We start from the raw sequence: 20,236 nt of genomic DNA on the forward strand, positions 1-20,236 counted from the left end.
ATTTTGGCGTACACTAACACCATTTTAACCTTGAAACAATTTCCTGCTTATTTTTTAACAGGTGCTATACCCGTTAAAGTTGGTTTTACCTGCTTAATGCTGCCATCCGGGTTAAACTCAAGCTTATCAATACAAACCTCACGGTTATACCCTGCCGATTCGCCCATTTTTATACCATTTGGATAAGTGAACCGATGGTAAACAATGTACCATTCATCTTTACCCAGAACCTGGATTACCGAGTTATGACCGGTTGCATAAATACCAGCGCCGGCATCCTGGGTTATTACGATATTATTGGTAGGAATGGTAATTGGCCCGGTAGGCGATGTGGATGTACCATAACGCACCTTGTAGTTAGGGCTGCGGGTATCATCTTCCGACCACATGAAGTAATAGGTTCCGTTCCGGTAAATGACGTAGCATCCCTCCCTGAAAGTATTATCGGGGGTAATAATTTTAGTGGTGCCCGGCTTTAACGAAATCATATCGTCGTTAAGTTCGGCAACAGCCATATAACCGTTTCCCCAGTAAATATAGCTTTTGCCGGTTTTTGGATCGGTAAACACGGCCGGATCTATTTGCTGACCGCCTTTTGTACCTTCCGGACGTTTATCTATCAGCGGCTGTCCCGAATCTGTAAACGGACCTACAGGATCATTGGCTACGGCAACCCCTATTTTTTGTGCTGCACAGTAATAGTAGAAATATTTATACTGGCCGTTAACCAGCTTCTCGGCTATGGTTGGTGCCCAGGCATTCTTTTTGGCCCAGCTTACATCTTTAGCCAGGTCAAGTATCACGCCTTCGTCTTTCCAGTTCACCAAATCGGTTGATGAAAAGGTTTTAAAATATGTGCCCGACCAACCGGTAAAGCCATCGCTGGTTGGGTAGATATAGTATTTACCTGTCTTTTTAGAATATAGAATTTCAGGATCGGCAAAGTAGCCGTCCAATACCGGGTTGTGGTATTCTTTAACCGTTACTGCGTATGTTACAGGTGCATGGCTTTTAATGTTTATAGTGTATTTTACTGCGCCTTTAGTAAAGTTTTGCGCTGCTTTAGGTGCAATTACAACGCCGGGCAATCCTATAAACTCCGGGTCGAACTTGCTTATAACCGTACCTGGTTTAACAGGAAGCATCAGTGTTTTCAATACCGTATCCAATACGATGTTGCGTTTCTTAACTGCTGGCGATTGTACGGACTCCATAACTTCCTCGGCTGTTCCCCATTTGCTGAGCAAGGCCTCTTCCTCTTTTGATGTAATAGGCAACACCGTTCCGTGGCGGGGGTGAAAGTTCATGCTGACCTCATCATCTACCACAGTAAAATTTTCCAGGTCGGCAGTCTTGGTAAACTGGTATTTACCTTTGGTGTATAAATCATACATCAATATATAGCCTTTGCCATTGTTGAGCTTAAATACACCGGCACCTTCAACAGGGTTAGTGGTTTGCTGTACATACTTATCCTTTAGCACGTAACCTTCGGTTAACTGATCAGATACGGCTATTTTAATGCCAGCACCCGATCCTTCGGTTTTAAAGAAAAGGTAATACTTGCCATCTTTAGCAACAATGTCGCCATCAATAGTGGCGCCGTTGCCGGGGTTGAAATAAAGCTGTTTGGGCTCTGATGAAAACCCGGTAAAGTCTTTATTGGCATAGGCATAGTAGATTTTATCAGGTTCGGAGCCTGCACGCATCGACCAGTAGAGCATGTACTTACCTGCCTTAGTGTCGTATATAGTTTGAGGAGCCCAAACCCGGTTAACCGCGGCAAATTGCGGAAAGGTTTGTGGTATATTAATTTTGCTCGAATTCCAGTGAATTAAGTCATTCGATTTAAGCAGCACCATTCCCCTGTTCGAGTCCCATCCTTTGGCAGATACCATATCGGTAGCAACCATGTAAAAGCTTTTGCCATCGGCACCACGTAATATGTGCGGATCGCGCACACCACCGGTTGCGCTGATGCTTGCCGACGAAATAACGGGTTTATCATTATTAAGCGCTCTGAATCGGTATCCATCTGTACTCAATGCGAAATGAATGGCCTCTTCGTCCTTGCTGTTCCCGGTGAAATAGGTAAACAGGTAGGCGCTGTTTTTTTGTGTTGCCTTACTGTTTTGAGCCGTGGCATTAAAGCCCGTTGAAACCAGCCACAGCAAAGCAGCTTTTAGCACTATTTTTTTATTCATGACCATTACTTGTGTTGTAGCATTTGCAGCTTAATTTAAAACAATTGTAGTTACCGAACGGGGCAGCAAGCTAATAGCACCGCTAAATTTTTGCTCGGCACATGGTTTTAAGTTATCGTTTACATTGGCTGTGGTAACATAGGTACGATATTTTTTAACCGTTTTAAAATTTTTCAGTTCGGGGCTTATGTTCCTTGCCTCGTTCGTATAGTTAATTACCACCATTACCAGTTTGTCGTTACCGCCGGTAAAGGCAGCCACCATCACATCCTGCGCTACTTTAACAGGGCTAAGCCCATCGTTGCGGCTGGTGTTTATGCGTTTCATGCCCGGGCGTACAAACAGGCTGTAGTTGCCCATGGCCCACAGGTTTTTGGTGATGGTAAAACTGCCATCGGTATACTGCTCGTTGGCAGGTTTTAGGGCAAGCAGGTAATAACGGGTATCCCACTCTGCACTACCTGGTTCCCAGGCATTCCATAACTGCCAGGCGGCGGCATTACCTACGGTAATATCTTGATTGATCATTTTTGCTAAAAACAGGGCACAATCCATTTGGCTGCGCTTTTCCTTGGAGCCCTCACGAAAGCCATCGCCCAGCATAGAATACTCCGACTGCCAGTATTCAATACCATATTTACTAACCGAATCGGCCAGGTGCTGACGTACGGCAACAATACTGCTATCGCCCGAATCGGTAAAGTAGCTATGGCCGGCTATAAAGCGCGGCACGTGTTTTAATTTATTGAAGCTGTAACGGCTGGTATCGGTATAAAACTGCTGTATTTGGCTTGATGCCGACGATTTACCGCCGTACAGGTAAGTAAGCATACCCGCCTCGGTAGTTAATATTTGAGAACTAAGCTTCTTTTTTTCGAGCGAAGCATCTACCGCGGAGATTACCTTATGAATATCTGCATTACTCCAGGGGCTGCCTTCCTGGCTGGCCTGGCCGGGTTTGTTTGACCAATCCCACTGCGGCTCATTAACCGGACTAACATAATTAAAATGCAAGCCCTCTTTATCGAAGTGTTTGATTACTTCTGTTAAAAAATCGGCGTAGGCTTCGTATTTGTCGGGTTTTAAATTAGCCTTATAGTCTTTGACCGTTTTAAAGCCACGCCCGTTTTGGTTGAATTGCACCGGGGGTGTATTGGAGAAAGCAATTAAGTTTTCAACGCCGTAGGCCTTTGCTTTACGCAAAAACCACTGATAACCGGCCTGCTTGTTCCAATCATAAGTACCATCGGGGGCCAAAAAACACTCAACGCGCTTACGAAAGTCCTTTATTCCGCTGCTGTCGCCTTGCTCTGCAGTACCTCCGCCAATGTTAAACCGCCAAGCCGAGAGGCCTATACCCTTAGGGCTACCATCGGCTGCCCTTGCCTTACTAAAAAGCAGTTCGGCCATTTTCTCGCGCTTTTCAACAGGCCAGTATTTACCTATCCCTTCAGAAAACCAGCAACCCGATGCGCCAAAGTTGTGCATGGTTTGCGCCGTATTCTTGGCATCTACCGTAATAACCAGCGTATTGCCCTTTTTATTTTGCCCGCTTGAGTATAATGATAAAAGCAGTAATGCAGAGAGCGATAAGTATGATTTAAATATTTTCATTTTTGAAGCTTGACCTTATGATTTTGCAATTAAGGATTTCTTTTTCACAAAACAAGCTGCCGGAACTTGCTTCCGGACAGCTTGTACTAATTAAACTCAAAAAAACAATTCGTTTACTATGTTATTGAGGTGTTCCGCCACTTACCGATGGCCACCCCGGATTTTGATAAATAGGTGAACTGCTTGCACTACCATCGGTAGAAGTTATCACAAAATGCTGTGCAGCTATGGGATTCAAGTAATGCGCCATTATCCACTTTGCACCATTGTATGATAACGAACTGCTTCTGATTTCATTTGGCCGTAAGTATAAGCTTAATGCAGGATCGGATACGGTTGCTTTTGCATCGTTAGCGCCATAAATAATTTGATCGGCTTTGTACCAGGATTTCATTGGTCCCCATAACTTGAAGCCTTCAAAATGGTAAGGCTGAGAAATCACCTGATCCATAGCTCTCCAACGGGTTAAATCCATAAAGCGTAAGCCTTCGGCCATCATTTCACATCTGCGCTCACGTCTGATATTATACAGTGTTGGCGATATTAAATTTCCGCCGGAGTAAGCGCCCATGTCTAAAGTTTCTTTAGACATGTCGGTTGCTGCAATAGTTTTCTGAAAATCGGGGTCAACCTTAGCACGGGTTCTGATTTGTCTCCAATAGTTAGATGCCGTACCATCAATAGCTCCGGTAAGTTCGTAGCTTGCTTCAATATAATTCAAGTAAGCCTCGGTTGCCCTAAAAATAATTGAACCAGTATAAGCCTGACCATTACGAGATTGTGAGCCATCATAATTAAGTCCTTTGCGGATAGCATAGCCTGTAGAGTACTTTTGCTCATAGCTGGACAGGTAAATGTATGGAATTGGTTCCACCGGTGTTTCATGATCTCCCGTTCCAATATTGATCAACGAGTTCTTTTGTCCTGGCTCTTTCAAAAACAAGTTCAACCTGCCATCGCGGCCGCTTCTTACATCAGCAATATAATCATCACCCTTGTAACCGCTACCGGCAGCATAAATAGGCAGGCCATTGGCCATCACATAGCTTTCTACTAAGCTGCGCGTTAATCCTACCGCATAATTACCAAGTTGAGCATAAACAGGAACATTGTGTGTTACGATGGCCGGTGCATACTGACGCCATAACAGTACTTCGCTGTAACCCGACATATCCAATGCGCTAAACATATTGAAATACGGGTTTTGATTGCTGGGCGATTCGATGATACCCGTATTGTTAACCAAGGCTACATTATCGGCCACTTCTTTTGCGGCGTTCATAGATGCAGTAAGGAAAAATTGCACCTCATTATCAATACTACCCGAGGGGAACTGATAGTTAGCATTGTAAGACTTCGATTTTCCGGGCCAGTTGTTACCGTTTGGAACAAACGCTGTTCCTTTAAAGTACTTTAACCATGTACCTTCAAAGAGGCCAACTCTCGACTTCAGCAACTGCGCACACTGACGAGAGATCCGGTTTTTATTACCCACAGAGCCAGATTGCAGCAGGGTAACAGCAGAGTCTAAATCAGATAAAATGAACCTGGCTACCTCGTTACGTGGCCGCCTTTCACTCGCTTTGGTTAAAATAGTCAGGTCATCAGGAAATGCTGTTCTGATGATGGGAAAATCTCCAAGTGCCTGTAACTTACTAAAATACTCGTAAGCCCTTAAAAAGTAGATCTCCCCTACGTACTGGTTAATATTAGTGGTACTGCCTGTAATACCACCTGTACGCAATTTAGGCAAAACCTGGTCTAAAAAGTAATTGAGCTGCCTGATGTTGCTAAAGCTCCAGGCCCCACCATCAGCATCTACCCGCCATTGGCCGGGAATAAAGCGGCTGCTAAGATCGGGGGTTGCCATATTATCGGTATTGGCATCAATACCGAATGTACCAAAATTCCAGTTTTGGTGAGATGGCAATATAGCGTTATAACGTGCAATAGAATAGGCCCCAAGCTGCGACTCTTCGGTAAAAAACTTCTCCGGAATAATTTGGGAAGTAGGCGACTGATCAAGTTGCTTCTTACACGCAGTAGAAAATATAGTGATGCTTACTAATAAGCATGCTATTTGACGAATGGAAATAAATTTCATTTTGAAATATTTTAAAAGGTAGCACTTAAACCAACTGAAATTACTCGTGAAAGCGGGTAAGGACTTCCCTGACCATATTCTAAAGTTTCAGGATCAAACATTTTGGCAAGTTTGGTCCAGGTTACCAGGTTTTCTCCCGAGGCAAACAGGCGCAGTTTAGAAATACCTGCCCGCTTAGAAAGAGACAATGGCAATGAATATCCTAATTGCAGATTTTTTAGCCTTACATAAGCTGCATTTTGCAGATAACGGCTTTGTACCTGGTGATTTTTATTAGTCCCGAAGGTTGGTCGCGGATAATAACTATCAAGATTTTGGCCCAAAGGGCTATTAGCATCGGCTCTAAAGTAATCGGTATGCTGATCAAAGCCGGTTGACCACCAGATAACATCGGTAGCACCCCAAAACAGGTAACTGTCGGTCCAGTAATCTCTTTTTAAAACTCCCTGAAAGAATGCCCTGAAGTCAAAGCCTTTATAATCTAAGTTAATGTCTAAACCAACACGGTAACGCGGTGTGTTATTACCAATAATATGAACATCACCAGGGTTACTCTCGGTAGAGCTTCCATAATCCAGCTTGCCATCCTTATTATAATCGGCATACATGATATCACCAGCCGACCACTGCCCGCCTCCGGGAATAACCGATTGGCCGTTACTTAACGTTGCTAAGTGTGCATTCATTTCGGCTTGGGTTTGCGCAATGCCGACTGTTGAGAATCCCCATATTTCTCCAAGTTTCTGACCTGTTCGGTAGGTATTTAACGCGCCGTTAGGGTTAGGGTAACGGGTTACTGTTGCCTGTGCATCAGATAATAAGAACTTCACTCCATAGCCAAGTCCACCTTTCAGGCGATCATTCCAAGCTATTTCAAGTTCATAACCAACCGATTTAAGATCGGTGTTGTTTGTTGGTGGCACCCCTGTACCTAACGTTGCAGGTAGCTGCAAGGCAGGGCCTACCATGTTCAGGGTTTTTCGTGTAAACCAATCGAAAGAGCCTGATAGTTTGTTGTTAAAGAATCCAAAATCCAATCCTATGTTATAACTTTTAATTGTTTCCCAGGTAAGGCCGGTGCTAATTAAGTTTGGAGCGCTGGCGGTACTTGGTTGCAACCCGTTAACAAGCCACGAGCCGTTTGCTGCACCATAAGGAATGGTTGAATAGGTAGGGTACCAGTCATTGGTATTTTGGTTACCTAAGTTACCGTATGATCCCCTGATTTTGAAGTTGCTTACCGTATTGTTTAAGCTCTTCCAGAAATCTTCTCTCGAAATATTCCAACCTGCAGATACAGAAGGGAACCAGCCCCAGCGTTTTTCAGAACGGAAGCGTGAAGACGCATCGTAACGTAAATTACCTTCTAACAGGTATTTACCTTCATAATCATAATTCAGACGGCTAAAAAAGCCTGCCGTTGCCCATTGCTGGTACTGACCGGAAACAGACGGTGCTACCGGTTTTCCGTCGGGATCAAGCCCCGAAGTGATATTTAATACAGGAAGGTCGGCAACGATTATGCCGTTACGCAGAGCGCTTAAATCTCTGTATTTAGTCATCTCGGTTTGATAACCTAACAGTGCTTTTAAATTATGTTTACCATAACTCTTGCTGTACTCTGAATAGATATTGGCATTAAAGTAATTTTCTTTAAAAGCGTATTCGTATACATTAGATCCTCTGCCATATACGTAGGCCGTACCGTTTACATCATGGTTATAGGTTTTCTGAACATCATAGTGCCTAAAATCGTTACGGATACGGTAGTTAAATTCACCAAACGTACGCCAGCCTTTAATGGGCTCCAACACTAATTGCAGTTGATGATAGGTCCAGTCTTTTGTGGTTTTATCATTACCGCCTTCTGCCAAACCTAAGGCCGGAGAAGGTGAACTATATAAAAACCCGTTAGGATCATAAAGCGGTAAAGTTGGCCATCCCTGGCGCCCAAGGTCATTATATAAACCATCAGTCATTGCTGAAGGACGGTTAAGCTCTTCGCGTAAAAAACGGGTAGAATAATTAATGTCTAAATACTTGCTGATCTTGTTATTGATCTTGGCAGTAATGCCATACCTGTTATAACCATCGGTATTAAATTGCATCAAGCCCGACTGGTTCAAATAGTTACCTGATACATAATAAGTGGTTTTTTCTGTACCACCAGATAAGCTCATGTTGTGTTCCTGAGCAAACGAATGTTTCTTGTAAATAGTTCTATACCAGTCAATATTATCGTTACCGTTGGCATATCCATCTGCCCAAAATTGCTTATTACTTGGGTTAGGAATGATGGTTGATGTAATGCGGCCGGCTTGATAATCTTGTATACGCTGTAATTGCTCCGGTCCGAAAAAAGCACCACTGCCGCCATTTAGGCTTGCATCGTTAAAGTACAAAGCAAACGTGTAAGAATCCATCATTTTGGGTCTTACCACCGGGCTGGTGAATCGAAAGCTATTATTGTAATTTACCTGCACCTGGCCGGTTTTACCTCTTTTAGTGGTCACTAAAATTACCCCGAATGCAGCCCTTGAGCCGTAAATGGATGATGTTGAAGCATCTTTCAATACAGAGACACTTTCAATATCCTGCGGGTTTAAGGCATTCAGGTTACCCTCCATACCGTCAACCAATATAAGTGGCGCTGCAGAGGCCGAAGTACTGATACTGCCCGTTCCGCGGATGTTTATAGATGGAGAACTTTCTAAAGAACCATTGTTTTGTGCAATGTTTAATCCCGGAACCAAACCCTGTAACGCCTGGCTTACGTTTTGTACGGGGCGGTTCGCCAGATCTTTAGCCGTTACGGTTGACACCGCACCTGTAAGGTTTACTCTTTTTTGTTTACCAAAGCCCACAACCACCACCTCATTAAGGGAGTTGTCTTTAGAACTTAGGGTTACAGTAATGTTATAATCGCCGTTTTCCGAAGGTTTTAGCGTGCCCAGGCTAATTGTTTTAGGGTCGTAACCAACATAAGTAAACCTAAGGCTCGAGTTGGGCGTAACCCGTAACTGAAAGGCACCGGTAGCATCGGTTAGAGTGCCTTGTTCGGTGTCTGCAGCACGAACGCTAACGCCAATCAGGGTACCCAAGGTGTCTTTCACTATTCCGCGAACTGTAATTTGCTGCGCATGGGCATTTGTAAACGATAATACAATAAACGACATACAGAGGAGTATCCATTTGCCTTTATCAGATAAGTAATGTAAAGTTAATTTCATGTAAATTAATTAGTAGATTTTTCCGTAATAGTGGTTAATCATTAAATTGGGGGAGAGTTGAACAACTTGAAAAAGAACCAAGGAGCATCAACCTTATAAAAAGAATTTAATGCTAAGTTGGCTTTAAAGGTATTTGCATGGGCTTATGGGGGTTAGCGCAATAATTTATTACGTAAGCCCAATTTGTAATAATTTACACCAGCTTTTTAATCGGATATTGACGAATGTTTTCCTTAAATTACCCTATAAGCAACACACTTCAAGACAAGGAAATGCTAATAAGCCCATCTAAGTTGCTAAATCGAACTAAATTATTTTTTAGACTTATTGCTAATTAATTAAAAAGTAATAACCACAAGAAGACTAATGAGTTATACTATAAAAGACATCTACCTTAACCAGCTAAATATGGCTTGATACTTAATATTTAGAAATATCTTAAGCCAGCCTGTAACATGGAATATTGTGGCTAACAGTTGCTGAACATTTGCGGAAGTTTATAGGGTACAATACGATATGGCAATGGGGCTAAAAACAAAAAGCCTTCCAGTTTTCACTGAAAGGCTTTTGTATGCTCTTTTGACCGGGCTCGCGCCTGTTTGCTTGAAGAGTACTCTTTCTTAGATCTTCTATAAAATAGTTCACGAATTTCCCTTTCGGGCTATTGTATCGGTAGTAATTTAAACTTCGTATGACGAGTTGCTGGTAACATCAAAAAGTAAATCCCTGATTACTTCCAATCCGCTGTTCCAGCGTTTTAAACGATTGACTTGTTTTATATCATGCCTGTCTTTAATGGTTTGATCAGGCTGGTAATAATCCTGCATCAGGGGTTTCATTGCATCATGCACATCTATTAAGCTTCCGTTTACAATCAGACCCGGATTCGTCATGACGATATCGGCTAACGCCTTGGTCATGCTGGTTACGTAATACGGACAATCCCAATCATGCCGGTAAGGTTGATCGTCCTTAACATTTACTTTTTGCAAAGGGTGCGATAGATCTTCAATCACTTCGCTTATTGCGTCTCCAAACACATTAGCATATTCAGCAATAAAATGGGGCCACCAACGTGGATGATGAGGAAGCTCCTTAAGCAAAGTGTCGCAAACAAACACGCGTACTGGAAAATGCGGGGCCGACGGATCCATGATCACTAACGATGCCCCAAAATGACCCTCTTGTGGCGAATGCCGGCTGCAAACTACAAAATACTGATACCCTTGCGCGCCAGCCTCGTGTAACGCTATCATGCGTTGTTTAATATCTCTAAGACGATCTTCCAGAAACCCTCTTTCGAATACAACATATAAGTTGCCTGCAGACTTAACAATGCATCGCTTACTGTTTTCATCAAATACATTATCATTTGCCGGGCGGCTGGTAAAATGGTTGCCGCTGTTATACCGCAAACTCTCTGACTCGGCCGGATAGGTAGCAATGTCGGCGGTATCGCCTGCCTCGGTCTGCTTAGCCGGTTGTACCGAGCGAAACGGAACATGCATTCGTTCGCTATCCATTCGGTGAGCAAGGTTGTAAATCCGCTGTTCTGAAGGTGCTAATAGCGGATCGCCACTGATTGGGTCAAAATAAACCTCATCTGCACCTCTTCCCAAATGACACGCAATAGGACTCTGTTGCAATAATTGCGCTAACGGATGCACTGAATGCAGAAAAAAATCACGTAATGCATTGTTTGACAAGTACTCGTCTAAAGATTGATCGAACCGGAGTAACGTTTCGCTTTCATGTTGACAGATCCAGTTACGCAAAAACAGATGTACTTCAAATTCAAAATTATAATTAGTAGCCTCTGCCGTTTCCCGTGTACAAATATGTTGGTGCATAAACCTGTTTTGCTTGGATGTTCTAATTGTGTCTTTAATTTAATCGCTGATAAAAACTATTTTTCGGATTATTTATCAATAACGGCTGTTTTGAACAGGCAAGCCGTTAAAGATTATAAGCCCCAATCTCACGTATCAGTAGAAATAATTACGATACGTTCAATCATATTTAGCTGCATAATAAGTAAGAAATTAGTGATTTGGCCAAAGGATGTTTGACAGTTCCAAAATAATTAAAAAATCAGAATTTTATAAGCATTTAAAAAAATAAAAAAAATTCCTGTTTAAATTAATGCTCAGTTACATCTAAGCATGTTGCTGCTCAACAATGATGCTTTTACCATTGGGATGCGCCCATTGGTAGCCATTTTTTGAATTGAATGTTTAATGGCTTTTTAGAAATCATTTAGTTAGGTTTGGCATTTAACCGAATTTATATGCTTTGGTACGAAGATGAAATACAACGCCTTGAAAAACAACGCACTGCGTTGACTTACAAACCCAATACCTTATTTTACGGAAGTTCTTCCATCAGGCAGTGGATAAGCCTTGCCGATGATTTTAAAGGTTTACAGACGGTCAATCTTGGTTTTGGCGGTTCTACCCTGGCTGCATGTGCTTGGTTTTTTAACCGGGTAACGAATGGGTACGAGCCTGACAGACTCATTGTCTATGCCGGTGATAATGATCTGGCAGATGGCCGTCATCCTCAGGAGGTAGCAATTTCGTTTGAGTACTTAGCAAAGAGAGTAAAAGAGAGGTATAACCAACTCCCTTGTTACTTTATTTCATTGAAGCCAAGTATAGCCCGTTGGGGTCTTATTGAACAATTTAGGTATACTAATGAACTTATAGCTGCGGATATTGAAAAGAATCACCCGGATTGGCATTGGGTGGATATTTTCACACCCTTGTTAAATAACAATGGCAAACCCAATGCTGATTATTTTATTGCAGACGGTCTCCATCTTAACGAAAAAGGATATCAACTTTGGAGCAGCATTTTGCACAATGCATTAGCCTTGAAGTAACAGAATGTATAGCTTATAATTTGAAAATTTACTTGATTAACAGCATTCAAACCTATGGCTTATATGTTAGGTCTATATTTGGATCTCTATAAAAGCGAAACCAGTCATAAGCAGCATAAACTTCAACCCAAATCTCGGCAAGTGCCGGATATGCTCTTTCTACATCAATGAATCCTTATATATCCCTAGTCCAGCAAATTCGTTTATCCTTACTGCTCTCGTGACATATTAATTGTGAACCCAAGGTCAGCACTATCCAAGATTAGCTTTCATCTGATATACACTTCATGTAGCCAAAATGCAAGTGAACACTTAAAGTGATTGTTTCGTAACTTTAAAACCGTGGAGATTCTGCAGGTAAGAATGAAATAGATTCGAGATGTTTTAAAGAAAAATTTAATTATCAAGGCCTTTTTTGACTACCGCATGTTTCACTATACGAATAAGCAGATTATTGAAACTTGCGAATAAAAAAACCCCACTCGCCAGAGTGGGGTTAAATCATTGATTTTGAGGCTCCTGAGGCTGGGCTCGAACCAGCTACCCTCTGATTAACAGTCATAAACAATAACTTTTCCATGTTTATTTTTATTCTTTTATCTATTGATTTTCAATTATTTAACAATACTTAGTTTGTTGATATTTACAGATGTTTACAGTTATTTTAATGGAAAATATGCAAATAGTATGCAAATTTTAAAACTCAAAAAGCGCCTTTATTATGTTTAAAACCCACTTTTTTCGTACCTTTGAAAAATAAAGTATGCAAATTTAAGTGCAGATATGGAAAAGATAGCAAAAAAGGCGATAATTTCACTTTATCTCGATACAAGAAGAGAATTGTCAGATGGTACTTACCCGGTAAAAATTCAAGTATTTTATGGTAGACAAAAACTTTTTAACACCGGTACTTATGCATCTGCTGCTGATTTTGAAAATTCCTATAAAGCAGCTAAACCAAAAGGTGACCGTTTAAAGGAATTAAAAATAGAACTCACTTCTATTGTGGCAAGAGCCAATGAAGTGGTAGATGATTTAAAGGTCTTTACGTTTGAAAAATTCGAAAAGCAATTGTTTGCTACTAAACAATCATTAACGAATATCATTGACCACTATAAAAACTATATTGAAGAACTTGATAAAAATGATCAGACAGGTACTTCTTCCAGTTATTTATGCAGTATTAATTCTATAATAGAATTTATTAATTCCAGCCGAAAGAATCCTATAGAGGTTATTACGTTTGACATGATCACCCCGGAATTTCTTAACAAGTACGAAAACTGGATGATCGCTCAAGATAATAGTAGAACAACAGTAGGTATCTATCTGCGGGCTACACGAGCGATATTTAATCAGGCTATTGAAGCTGGAATAATCGATAAAGAAATTTATCCTTTTAAAAAATACAAAATCCCTACCGGTAAAAACACGAAGAAAGCAATTGAATCCCCCGACCTTAAAAAACTTTTCAAGGCTGATACAAGAGGAAATGACTACCAAGAAAAAGCGAAAGCCTTTTGGTTTTTCAGCTACCAGTGTAATGGGATGAATATCAGGGACATTTCCGAACTTAAGTTCAAAGATCTGCATGGCACGTATTTTTCATTTCTCAGACATAAAACGATCAGAACCACTAAAGAGGATCCGAAACCGATCATCGTACCGATGACTGACTATGTCAAGGGTGTAATGGAAAAGTATGGAAACAAAAAGGGCAGACCGAATGATTATGTATTTCCAATTTTTGTTGCAGGGATGGATGCCAAGGAACGTCATCGGGTCAATCAAAACTTTGTCCGCTTTATCAACCAACATATGAAAAAACTGGCGAATGCCAATGGCATGGATATTAAGGGAACCATGGAGGCTAGACATTCCTTTACTACTCAAGTTACTAGAAAGCAAGGGATGGAATTCGCACAGGAGGCTTTGGGTCATACTACGCTTGCAACCACCCAAAATTACTGGGCCGGATTTCAAAATGAGACCAAAAAAGAAATGGCAGATATGCTGATGAATTTTGAGGAACCGAAAACAAAAGAGAAACGGCAGGAACGAATTAGGCAACGTTAATTAGGTACCTGTGCTGATTATACAAAACTAAATTATGAGCTTAAATAAATCCCCGTTTAGACTTTTTGAAAATATAAAAGCTGTCATTACAGAAACTCAGCTCCACATAATCCGTAACGTTAACCAAGCTATGGTACTCGCCTATTTCCAAATAGGCAGAATGATTGTCGAAGACGAACAACTTGGAAGACGACGCGCCGACTATGCAAAAGAGACAATTTCACGTTTAAGCAGCGAATTAAACAACGAGTTTGGGAAGGGATATTCCGTGTCCAACCTGGAATATATGCGTAGCTTTTATTTAATTTATCAAGATCGATTTCCCCAATCGGTGCTTGGGAAAATCATGAATGATACAAAACCCCAATCACTGATTGGGATTTTAGAAAATCCATTTCATTTAAGCTGGACGCACTATATACAGTTACTTAAAATCAAGGACGAACACGAGCGGCAATTTTACGAAATCGAAGCAGCTCAGGGCAATTGGTCAGTAAGGGAATTACAGAGACAGTATAACTCTGCTTTATTTGAGCGCCTAGCTTTGAGCAAAGACAAAAAGGGCATAAAGGAACTGGCTGAGAAAGGTCAGGTCATACAAAAGCCTTCGGATGCATTGAAAAGCCACTATGTTTTGGAATTTTTAGGGCTGAAGGAAGATACTAAATATTCGGAAAGCGATCTTGAAACCGCAATCATAGACAAACTAGAGCATTTTATGCTTGAACTGGGTAAGGGTTTTTTATTTGAGGGAAGGCAAAGGAGATTTACATTTGAAGGCGACAGTTTCTTCGTTGATCTGGTTTTTTATAACAGGTTGCTAAAATGTTTCGTTCTATTTGATCTTAAAATAGGTAAACTTAACCATCAGGATATAGGACAGATGCAGATGTATGTCAACTATTACGATCGAAAAGTGAAGTTGCCAGAAGAAAACGCTACCATTGGTATCATTCTTTGCAAAGAAGAAAACAGGACGGTGATCGAATTCACTTTGCCAGAGAACAATAAGCAAATATTTTCAAAAGAATATAAAGCGGTTTTGCCAAGTAAAGACGCACTTAAAAAGCAATTAGAGTAGAAATCAGCTGCTTTTTTCAGAAAAGCCTATCCATCCTGTAACGGCACATTTGTATAATTTTTCGAAGGGTCTTTTTGCCAGGCCTTATAACGACACGATTATCGCCATTAACAATTATTACAAGAACAAACCTGCTTAAGCCAATTACGGAGTATTTAAATAAGCGATTAGGAAAGCCTGATACCCAAATTGTATTTACAAGATAAAGATTCTCGGGTGCAATACAGAAGACAGCAACAGAGCAAGCGGTATAGATAGACTGCAAAAAATATACTACATCCGTGGTTATCTGAATAGATTAGACTGCCCGTACCAACCATTCGATTATCTCGTATTTAATAGGCCTTTTCAATCGTACAGCCAGTTCATCAGGCAAATATCCGGGCACTTAAAGTTTTTAATGATTTTGAACTTTTTTAAATACCTCTTTGTTAGAGAACCAGTCAGCAATCCGGACGAATATCGCAACAGTGAGCAGTCCTTTTTAAATGATCCTAATTTCAGGGCAGCCCTCCTGGTGGCCACCCCATCATTTTTCGAGAAACTGGAGCGTGCCAATTTTGACGCGTTTCAGCTTTCGGCCAAAGAGCTGCTTACCCTGCATAAATATATCAACAGGTATTGTTTTCGGCCTACTCCTTTTGGCCTGTTTGCGTCGGTAAGGTTAGCCGAGTGGGGCCAGAAAGCAGCAGCAAATGCAATTACTTCGTTTTCAGCGTTTGTAAATGCCGACATGGCTGCTCTCCAATCCCTACAAACCTATAGTGTAAAAAACCAAGATAGGTTTGAAGTTAATCCATCCATATACCGGGTGCTGAACGAATTCAGGTTTTTTAATACGGCAATGGATGAAAGTGGAATGCACCGGGAGTACCAGCTTCAATCCATCGCCTATACCGCGCTCCTTAAAGCCCTCGTCAAATTATGTAAAAAGGCAAGGGTTCTGGAGGACATCGTTTTGCATACAGCCAAGTCCTCCGGCTGCACGAGGGACGAAGCAATCGAATATGCAGAATTCCTGATCCATGCTCAATTTCTTTTGCCCACGGGGAGACTGAATATAACAGGCGAGGATTATTTGGAGCGCCTGAGCAAAAAACCCTTAACCAACCTTACGAAAAAGATAATAATCAGGGGACTTGCTATCGTTAATCAAGAACGGTCAAAAAACCTGCCGTCACCAACCGATTTGTTTAGAAAAAAACTGGTCCTTAATGAAATTACTTCCGGCTCCAAACAGGCACAACTTAACGTTATTCTACAAAAAGCGGAAGCCTCGGAAACTCCTGACCATCAAATTTCTGAGAAACTTAAGCAGGCCATTGCTGCCCTTCACCTTATTTCGGGCACAGAAGACCTACCAGCATTGACACAATTTATCAAAGATTTCCAGCATCACTTTGAAGGCCGCATGATGCCGTTATTAACGGCCATAGATCCGGAAGCAGGAATCGGCTATCAGATGCCCGAAGGCGAAAAGAACAATTTATTGCTGGAAACCCTAAATATCCAACCTAAGTTAATCGCAGACCATTCGATGAACTGGTCTGCACTTCACGCCCTGCTTTTGGACGTTTGGCTTAAAAATAAATCCCGGGTACCCATCATCAACCTTACTATGGCAGACCTGGAGAAAATAAATCATCCCGAACCATCAAAACCGCTTACCGGCACATCAGTTCTTTTTCGACTGGTAGATGATCAAATTTTAATCGAGAGTGCCGGGGGCATTAATACGCCTGCGCTTTTAGGACGGTTTACCGTCATAGATCACCGCATTAAACTGGCGGCACAAGAGATGGCCCGCTATCTGGAAGAGCAAAACCCTGATGTGATTTTTGCAGAATTGTTACACCTGACTGATCCTCACATTGATAATGTAAATAGAAGAGCACATATTTACAGCTATGAGTTGCCCCTTACTTCCCCATCGACCCTGCCCCAATCCCATCAGATCGAAATCTCGGACTTGTATGTTACTATTGCAAATAATAGGGTGGTTCTTTTCTCAAAAAAACATCAAAAGATTGTTATTCCAAGATTAACCTCTGCTTATAACCATAACCTCAATAAACTGCCGATTTTTCGTTTTTTGGCTGATTTGCCTTATCAATATAGCCGGTATAATCTCAGCCTTGATCTAAAGCAATATTTTCCCGGCCTTTCCTTTTATCCAAGAGTTCAAATTGAAGAAACTATTATTAGCCTGGCTACCTGGATTCTGAATACTGAGCAAATAGCTTCTTTGCAAGCTCCGGATGATCAGGTGAAGCTTTCAGCTTTCTACCAAATAAGGGACGACATCAAGCTTTCCCCATATTTTACCCTATCAGAAGGAGATCAGGAACTGGTATTTGACCCATCCATCGAAAAAGACATCCTTATTTTTTGCAGATGTATAGCCCATAAAAAAGAAGTTATGCTCAAGGAGCACTTGTATCAAAAGACCATCAGGCAGTTCAATGCTTTTTTGATGCCAGCCGAAAAGCTGACCCTTCCTGTACCTATTGTTCCTTCCGATGAAAAGCTAAAGGGTAAGCGCATGTTTATACCCGGTTCTGATTGGCTTTATTTAAAAATCTATTCTCCAAAGCTGGGGGCAAATCGCTTACTCTTGCGACTCAGGCCCTTACTTAAAAAACGTTACGGCAAATACCGGATTACGCAGTGGTTTTATATCCGGTATCAGGATCCTGCACCACATATCCGTCTGCGATTGATGATCGCACCTGAAGCGATCAGCGAAGTGCTCCTCGCTTTTAAGGCTAAAATGGAGGATTCTATTGATCAGCATGTGATCCGGGAATACCAGATCAACATCTATACGAGGGAACTGGAACGATATGCGGCGGCAGGGATCGAGGTAACTGAACAGTTCTTCTCTATCAGCAGTGAATTGGTTATGCAATTTCTGTTTCAGAATAAAAAGGAAGGGGTGGTCAGTAATCACCTGTTCGCTTTATATACGCTAAGAGCAATCATCTCCGTTTTTACAGAAAACCTGGAAGATCAAATCTCCTTTGCGCTGAGCAGCTACCAACAATTTCTACCAGAATTCTCCGGGGACACTATTAAAGTTGGATTAGATAAGAAGTACCGGGAATTAGCCAGCGATATTAAATACGCTTTTAAATTAAACGATCCCGCACTATTGAGCGGATCTTCTGCTGTCGGCTTTGCATTTGTAAATAGTCTAACGGCCATCCGGCAAAAGCTGGATGGAAACGTCTTTGAAATTATGCAATACTTGCGCAGTATCATTCACATGCATTTAAACCGCATATTCGTCGATGATTCCCGCAAGCAGGAGATGGCTTGTTATTACCTGCTATACAAAAAACTCGTTTCAGATAAAGGAAGAAATAAATTTCAACAGCCTAGGGACAGATAATTAGTTATCTGTTTTCAGTTACATTGACACCGTATGAATGACAGGTCATGATAGCTGAACCATTGACTATCAATCTGTTCTTAAATATTGGATAATGGCATGCCGAAGGTAAGAATTCTACGCCAGCTGATGCTTATAGTTAAGCGTACTTGGGACGATGTTTTTTAAAAAAATCTCAATTTCATGAACTGGTTAGATTCAATTATTATTAAATTACCCAATTAATTAACCGAATTGAAAGGTTCATTAGAAGGCTAATTTACAGCGCAGGAATAGCGCAATAAACAGATCTTTTTTTCCCGTCATACAATTCTTGAGGTATTGAACTTGTCTAAAAAAGCATCTGGATAATACTAACGTGCAAGAAATTTAAAGGAAAAACTTTTGTGCGTTAGTGATTTTCTGTAAAAATTCTATTCCTGTTTCAAACACTCCTTTAAAAGATCGCCTGTCTCGGATGCGGTCAATAGCGTCATGAATGGTGAAATCCTCAGTGGTTAATCCAAGTTTGACCTTATCTTATACATTACTTATAAAAAGATTGAGATATTTTTTGCATTTGCAGGTAGCACCCGTATGCAGGAGATTCCATTATTTTAACAACCTCCGATTTAGTCAATTTCTTTTTGTTTTCCATGGAGTGCACAGTTACATCAATCAGTGAATTGTCAATTTTGGGTAAATTTAAATATTGGATAATAGTCTTAATTTTTATACCGTCTCTTAAATCTTCGTTTTCTACAAACGCGTTAATGCCCTGTTTATTTGCAAACCTAATATAAGCGGATGCCATTTTTTCGTACGCTTCTAAAAAAACATCTAAGTCAGAACTCACGTTTAGTGTTAGTTTGCGTAACGAGGGCCATTGAGATAATGGATTTCTAAAACAAAAAATAAAAATGCAATTTGGATAAAGCTCCTTTAAGTGCTCAATTAATTCAATTGGTACAAATTCTATCTCTTTAAACCCAAATCGCCTAATGTTCGAAGCCCAAGGCTTGAGGAAGTTACTTACACCACTGTTCAAAAGCTCAACGCTGCTTTTTAAGTTCCCTATAGCATTAGCATAAAATGAAAGATGTTTGTTATCTAAATAGCTATGATACATTAAATTTAAAGCCTCGTTTACTGGCTGACTTTCCATAAAACTTTTTATACAAAGCGTTAGATAATGTAAATTCCCTATTATGCCGTGTGGTTCACCCCACATCCAAACCTTATTACTAGAATTGATAATTCGTTGGAACGCTGTTGACGAAGATCTTCCTGAAACGGCGAAAAGGAAAACATGTTGCTCGTTTCTGATTTTCTCATGATATTTTAATGGATTCATATTACAGAGAGATACAGCCATAGCTCGAATTGAGCGGCACTATTTATCATTTAATTCTTTTGAGAATTGGACGTTTTTATCATTGTGATAAGAATAATTATTATCAACTTAATATTCAATGACTACTTTGATTGCTCCAAAAGTTTTTATAAGAGTTTAATTTAAGTTCCATTTCTAAGTAGTCTTGCAATATTCTGTCAAGCACCATGATATTCTAAAATACCGGCATGAACTTAGCATATCAGGTTATAATGTACTATTACCATCTGCAAAACCTTCCAAGTTACACCCAACACATCAAACGTCTTTGTTTACATAGATA

The 20,236-nt window shown here is 40.8% G+C and carries 10 protein-coding genes; 4 read left to right on the forward strand and 6 right to left on the reverse strand.

The features are described from left to right. Positions 1 to 47: 47 nt before the first annotated feature. The 5 genes from IEV61_RS17610 to IEV61_RS17630 all read right to left on the reverse strand — a co-directional run bounded on the left by IEV61_RS17610 (position 48) and on the right by IEV61_RS17630 (position 11,002). A complete protein-coding gene (locus tag IEV61_RS17610) occupies positions 48 to 2,204 on the reverse strand; it encodes a glycoside hydrolase family 43 protein (protein ID WP_188418368.1) in 2,157 nt (718 codons plus the stop codon). Positions 2,205 to 2,234: 30 nt separating this feature from the next. Further along, positions 2,235 to 3,818: a glycoside hydrolase gene (locus IEV61_RS17615; protein ID WP_188418369.1), complete on the reverse strand. Its 1,584-nt coding sequence runs from the start codon at positions 3,816 to 3,818 to the stop codon at positions 2,235 to 2,237. A 121-nt stretch (positions 3,819 to 3,939) separates the two neighbouring features. Continuing rightward, positions 3,940 to 5,922: a RagB/SusD family nutrient uptake outer membrane protein gene (locus tag IEV61_RS17620; RefSeq protein ID WP_188418370.1), complete on the reverse strand. Its 1,983-nt coding sequence runs from the start codon at positions 5,920 to 5,922 to the stop codon at positions 3,940 to 3,942. Positions 5,923 to 5,933: 11 nt separating this feature from the next. After that, positions 5,934 to 9,152: a SusC/RagA family TonB-linked outer membrane protein gene (locus IEV61_RS17625; protein WP_188418371.1), complete on the reverse strand. Its 3,219-nt coding sequence runs from the start codon at positions 9,150 to 9,152 to the stop codon at positions 5,934 to 5,936. Between the two features lie 680 nt (positions 9,153 to 9,832). Beyond that, on the reverse strand, positions 9,833 to 11,002 hold the full coding sequence (locus IEV61_RS17630; RefSeq protein ID WP_188418372.1) for a hypothetical protein: 1,170 nt from the start codon (positions 11,000 to 11,002) through the stop codon (positions 9,833 to 9,835). Between the two features lie 437 nt (positions 11,003 to 11,439). On the opposite strand from IEV61_RS17630, the gene IEV61_RS17635 reads away from it, so the two are divergent. The 4 genes from IEV61_RS17635 (at position 11,440) to IEV61_RS17650 (ending at position 18,581) form a co-directional block, all read left to right on the forward strand. Continuing rightward, complete coding sequence (locus IEV61_RS17635) at positions 11,440 to 12,033, forward strand: GDSL-type esterase/lipase family protein (RefSeq protein ID WP_188418373.1); 594 nt, start codon at positions 11,440 to 11,442, stop codon at positions 12,031 to 12,033. 783 nt (positions 12,034 to 12,816) lie between these two features. Continuing rightward, positions 12,817 to 14,109 (forward strand): tyrosine-type recombinase/integrase, encoded by a 1,293-nt coding sequence (locus IEV61_RS17640; protein ID WP_188418374.1) that lies wholly within the window; start codon positions 12,817 to 12,819, stop codon positions 14,107 to 14,109. Positions 14,110 to 14,143: 34 nt separating this feature from the next. Further along, entirely contained in the window at positions 14,144 to 15,190 is a 1,047-nt protein-coding gene (locus tag IEV61_RS17645; protein WP_188418375.1) for a PDDEXK nuclease domain-containing protein, read from the forward strand. Between the two features lie 400 nt (positions 15,191 to 15,590). Next, complete coding sequence (locus IEV61_RS17650) at positions 15,591 to 18,581, forward strand: lantibiotic dehydratase (RefSeq protein WP_188418376.1); 2,991 nt, start codon at positions 15,591 to 15,593, stop codon at positions 18,579 to 18,581. Positions 18,582 to 19,107: 526 nt separating this feature from the next. On the opposite strand, the gene IEV61_RS17655 is transcribed toward IEV61_RS17650, so the two are convergent. Next, positions 19,108 to 19,914, reverse strand: coding sequence for a hypothetical protein (locus IEV61_RS17655; RefSeq protein ID WP_188418377.1), 807 nt, complete (start codon positions 19,912 to 19,914; stop codon positions 19,108 to 19,110). Positions 19,915 to 20,236 lie beyond the last annotated feature (322 nt).

This window comes from Mucilaginibacter galii (assembly GCF_014635825.1).
Taxonomy (GTDB): domain Bacteria; phylum Bacteroidota; class Bacteroidia; order Sphingobacteriales; family Sphingobacteriaceae; genus Mucilaginibacter; species Mucilaginibacter galii.

Bases quoted from the DNA above. Each gene is read 5' to 3' on its own strand.
- IEV61_RS17655 (WP_188418377.1), bottom strand. From the start codon at position 19,914: ATGAATCCATTAAAATATCATGAGAAAATCAGAAACGAGCAACATGTT.
- IEV61_RS17650 (WP_188418376.1), top strand. From the start codon at position 15,591: ATGATTTTGAACTTTTTTAAATACCTCTTTGTTAGAGAACCAGTCAGC.
- IEV61_RS17645 (WP_188418375.1), top strand. From the start codon at position 14,144: ATGAGCTTAAATAAATCCCCGTTTAGACTTTTTGAAAATATAAAAGCT.
- IEV61_RS17625 (WP_188418371.1), bottom strand. From the start codon at position 9,152: ATGAAATTAACTTTACATTACTTATCTGATAAAGGCAAATGGATACTC.
- IEV61_RS17620 (WP_188418370.1), bottom strand. From the start codon at position 5,922: ATGAAATTTATTTCCATTCGTCAAATAGCATGCTTATTAGTAAGCATC.
- IEV61_RS17640 (WP_188418374.1), top strand. From the start codon at position 12,817: ATGGAAAAGATAGCAAAAAAGGCGATAATTTCACTTTATCTCGATACA.
- IEV61_RS17630 (WP_188418372.1), bottom strand. From the start codon at position 11,002: ATGCACCAACATATTTGTACACGGGAAACGGCAGAGGCTACTAATTAT.
- IEV61_RS17615 (WP_188418369.1), bottom strand. From the start codon at position 3,818: ATGAAAATATTTAAATCATACTTATCGCTCTCTGCATTACTGCTTTTA.
- IEV61_RS17635 (WP_188418373.1), top strand. From the start codon at position 11,440: ATGCTTTGGTACGAAGATGAAATACAACGCCTTGAAAAACAACGCACT.
- IEV61_RS17610 (WP_188418368.1), bottom strand. From the start codon at position 2,204: ATGAATAAAAAAATAGTGCTAAAAGCTGCTTTGCTGTGGCTGGTTTCA.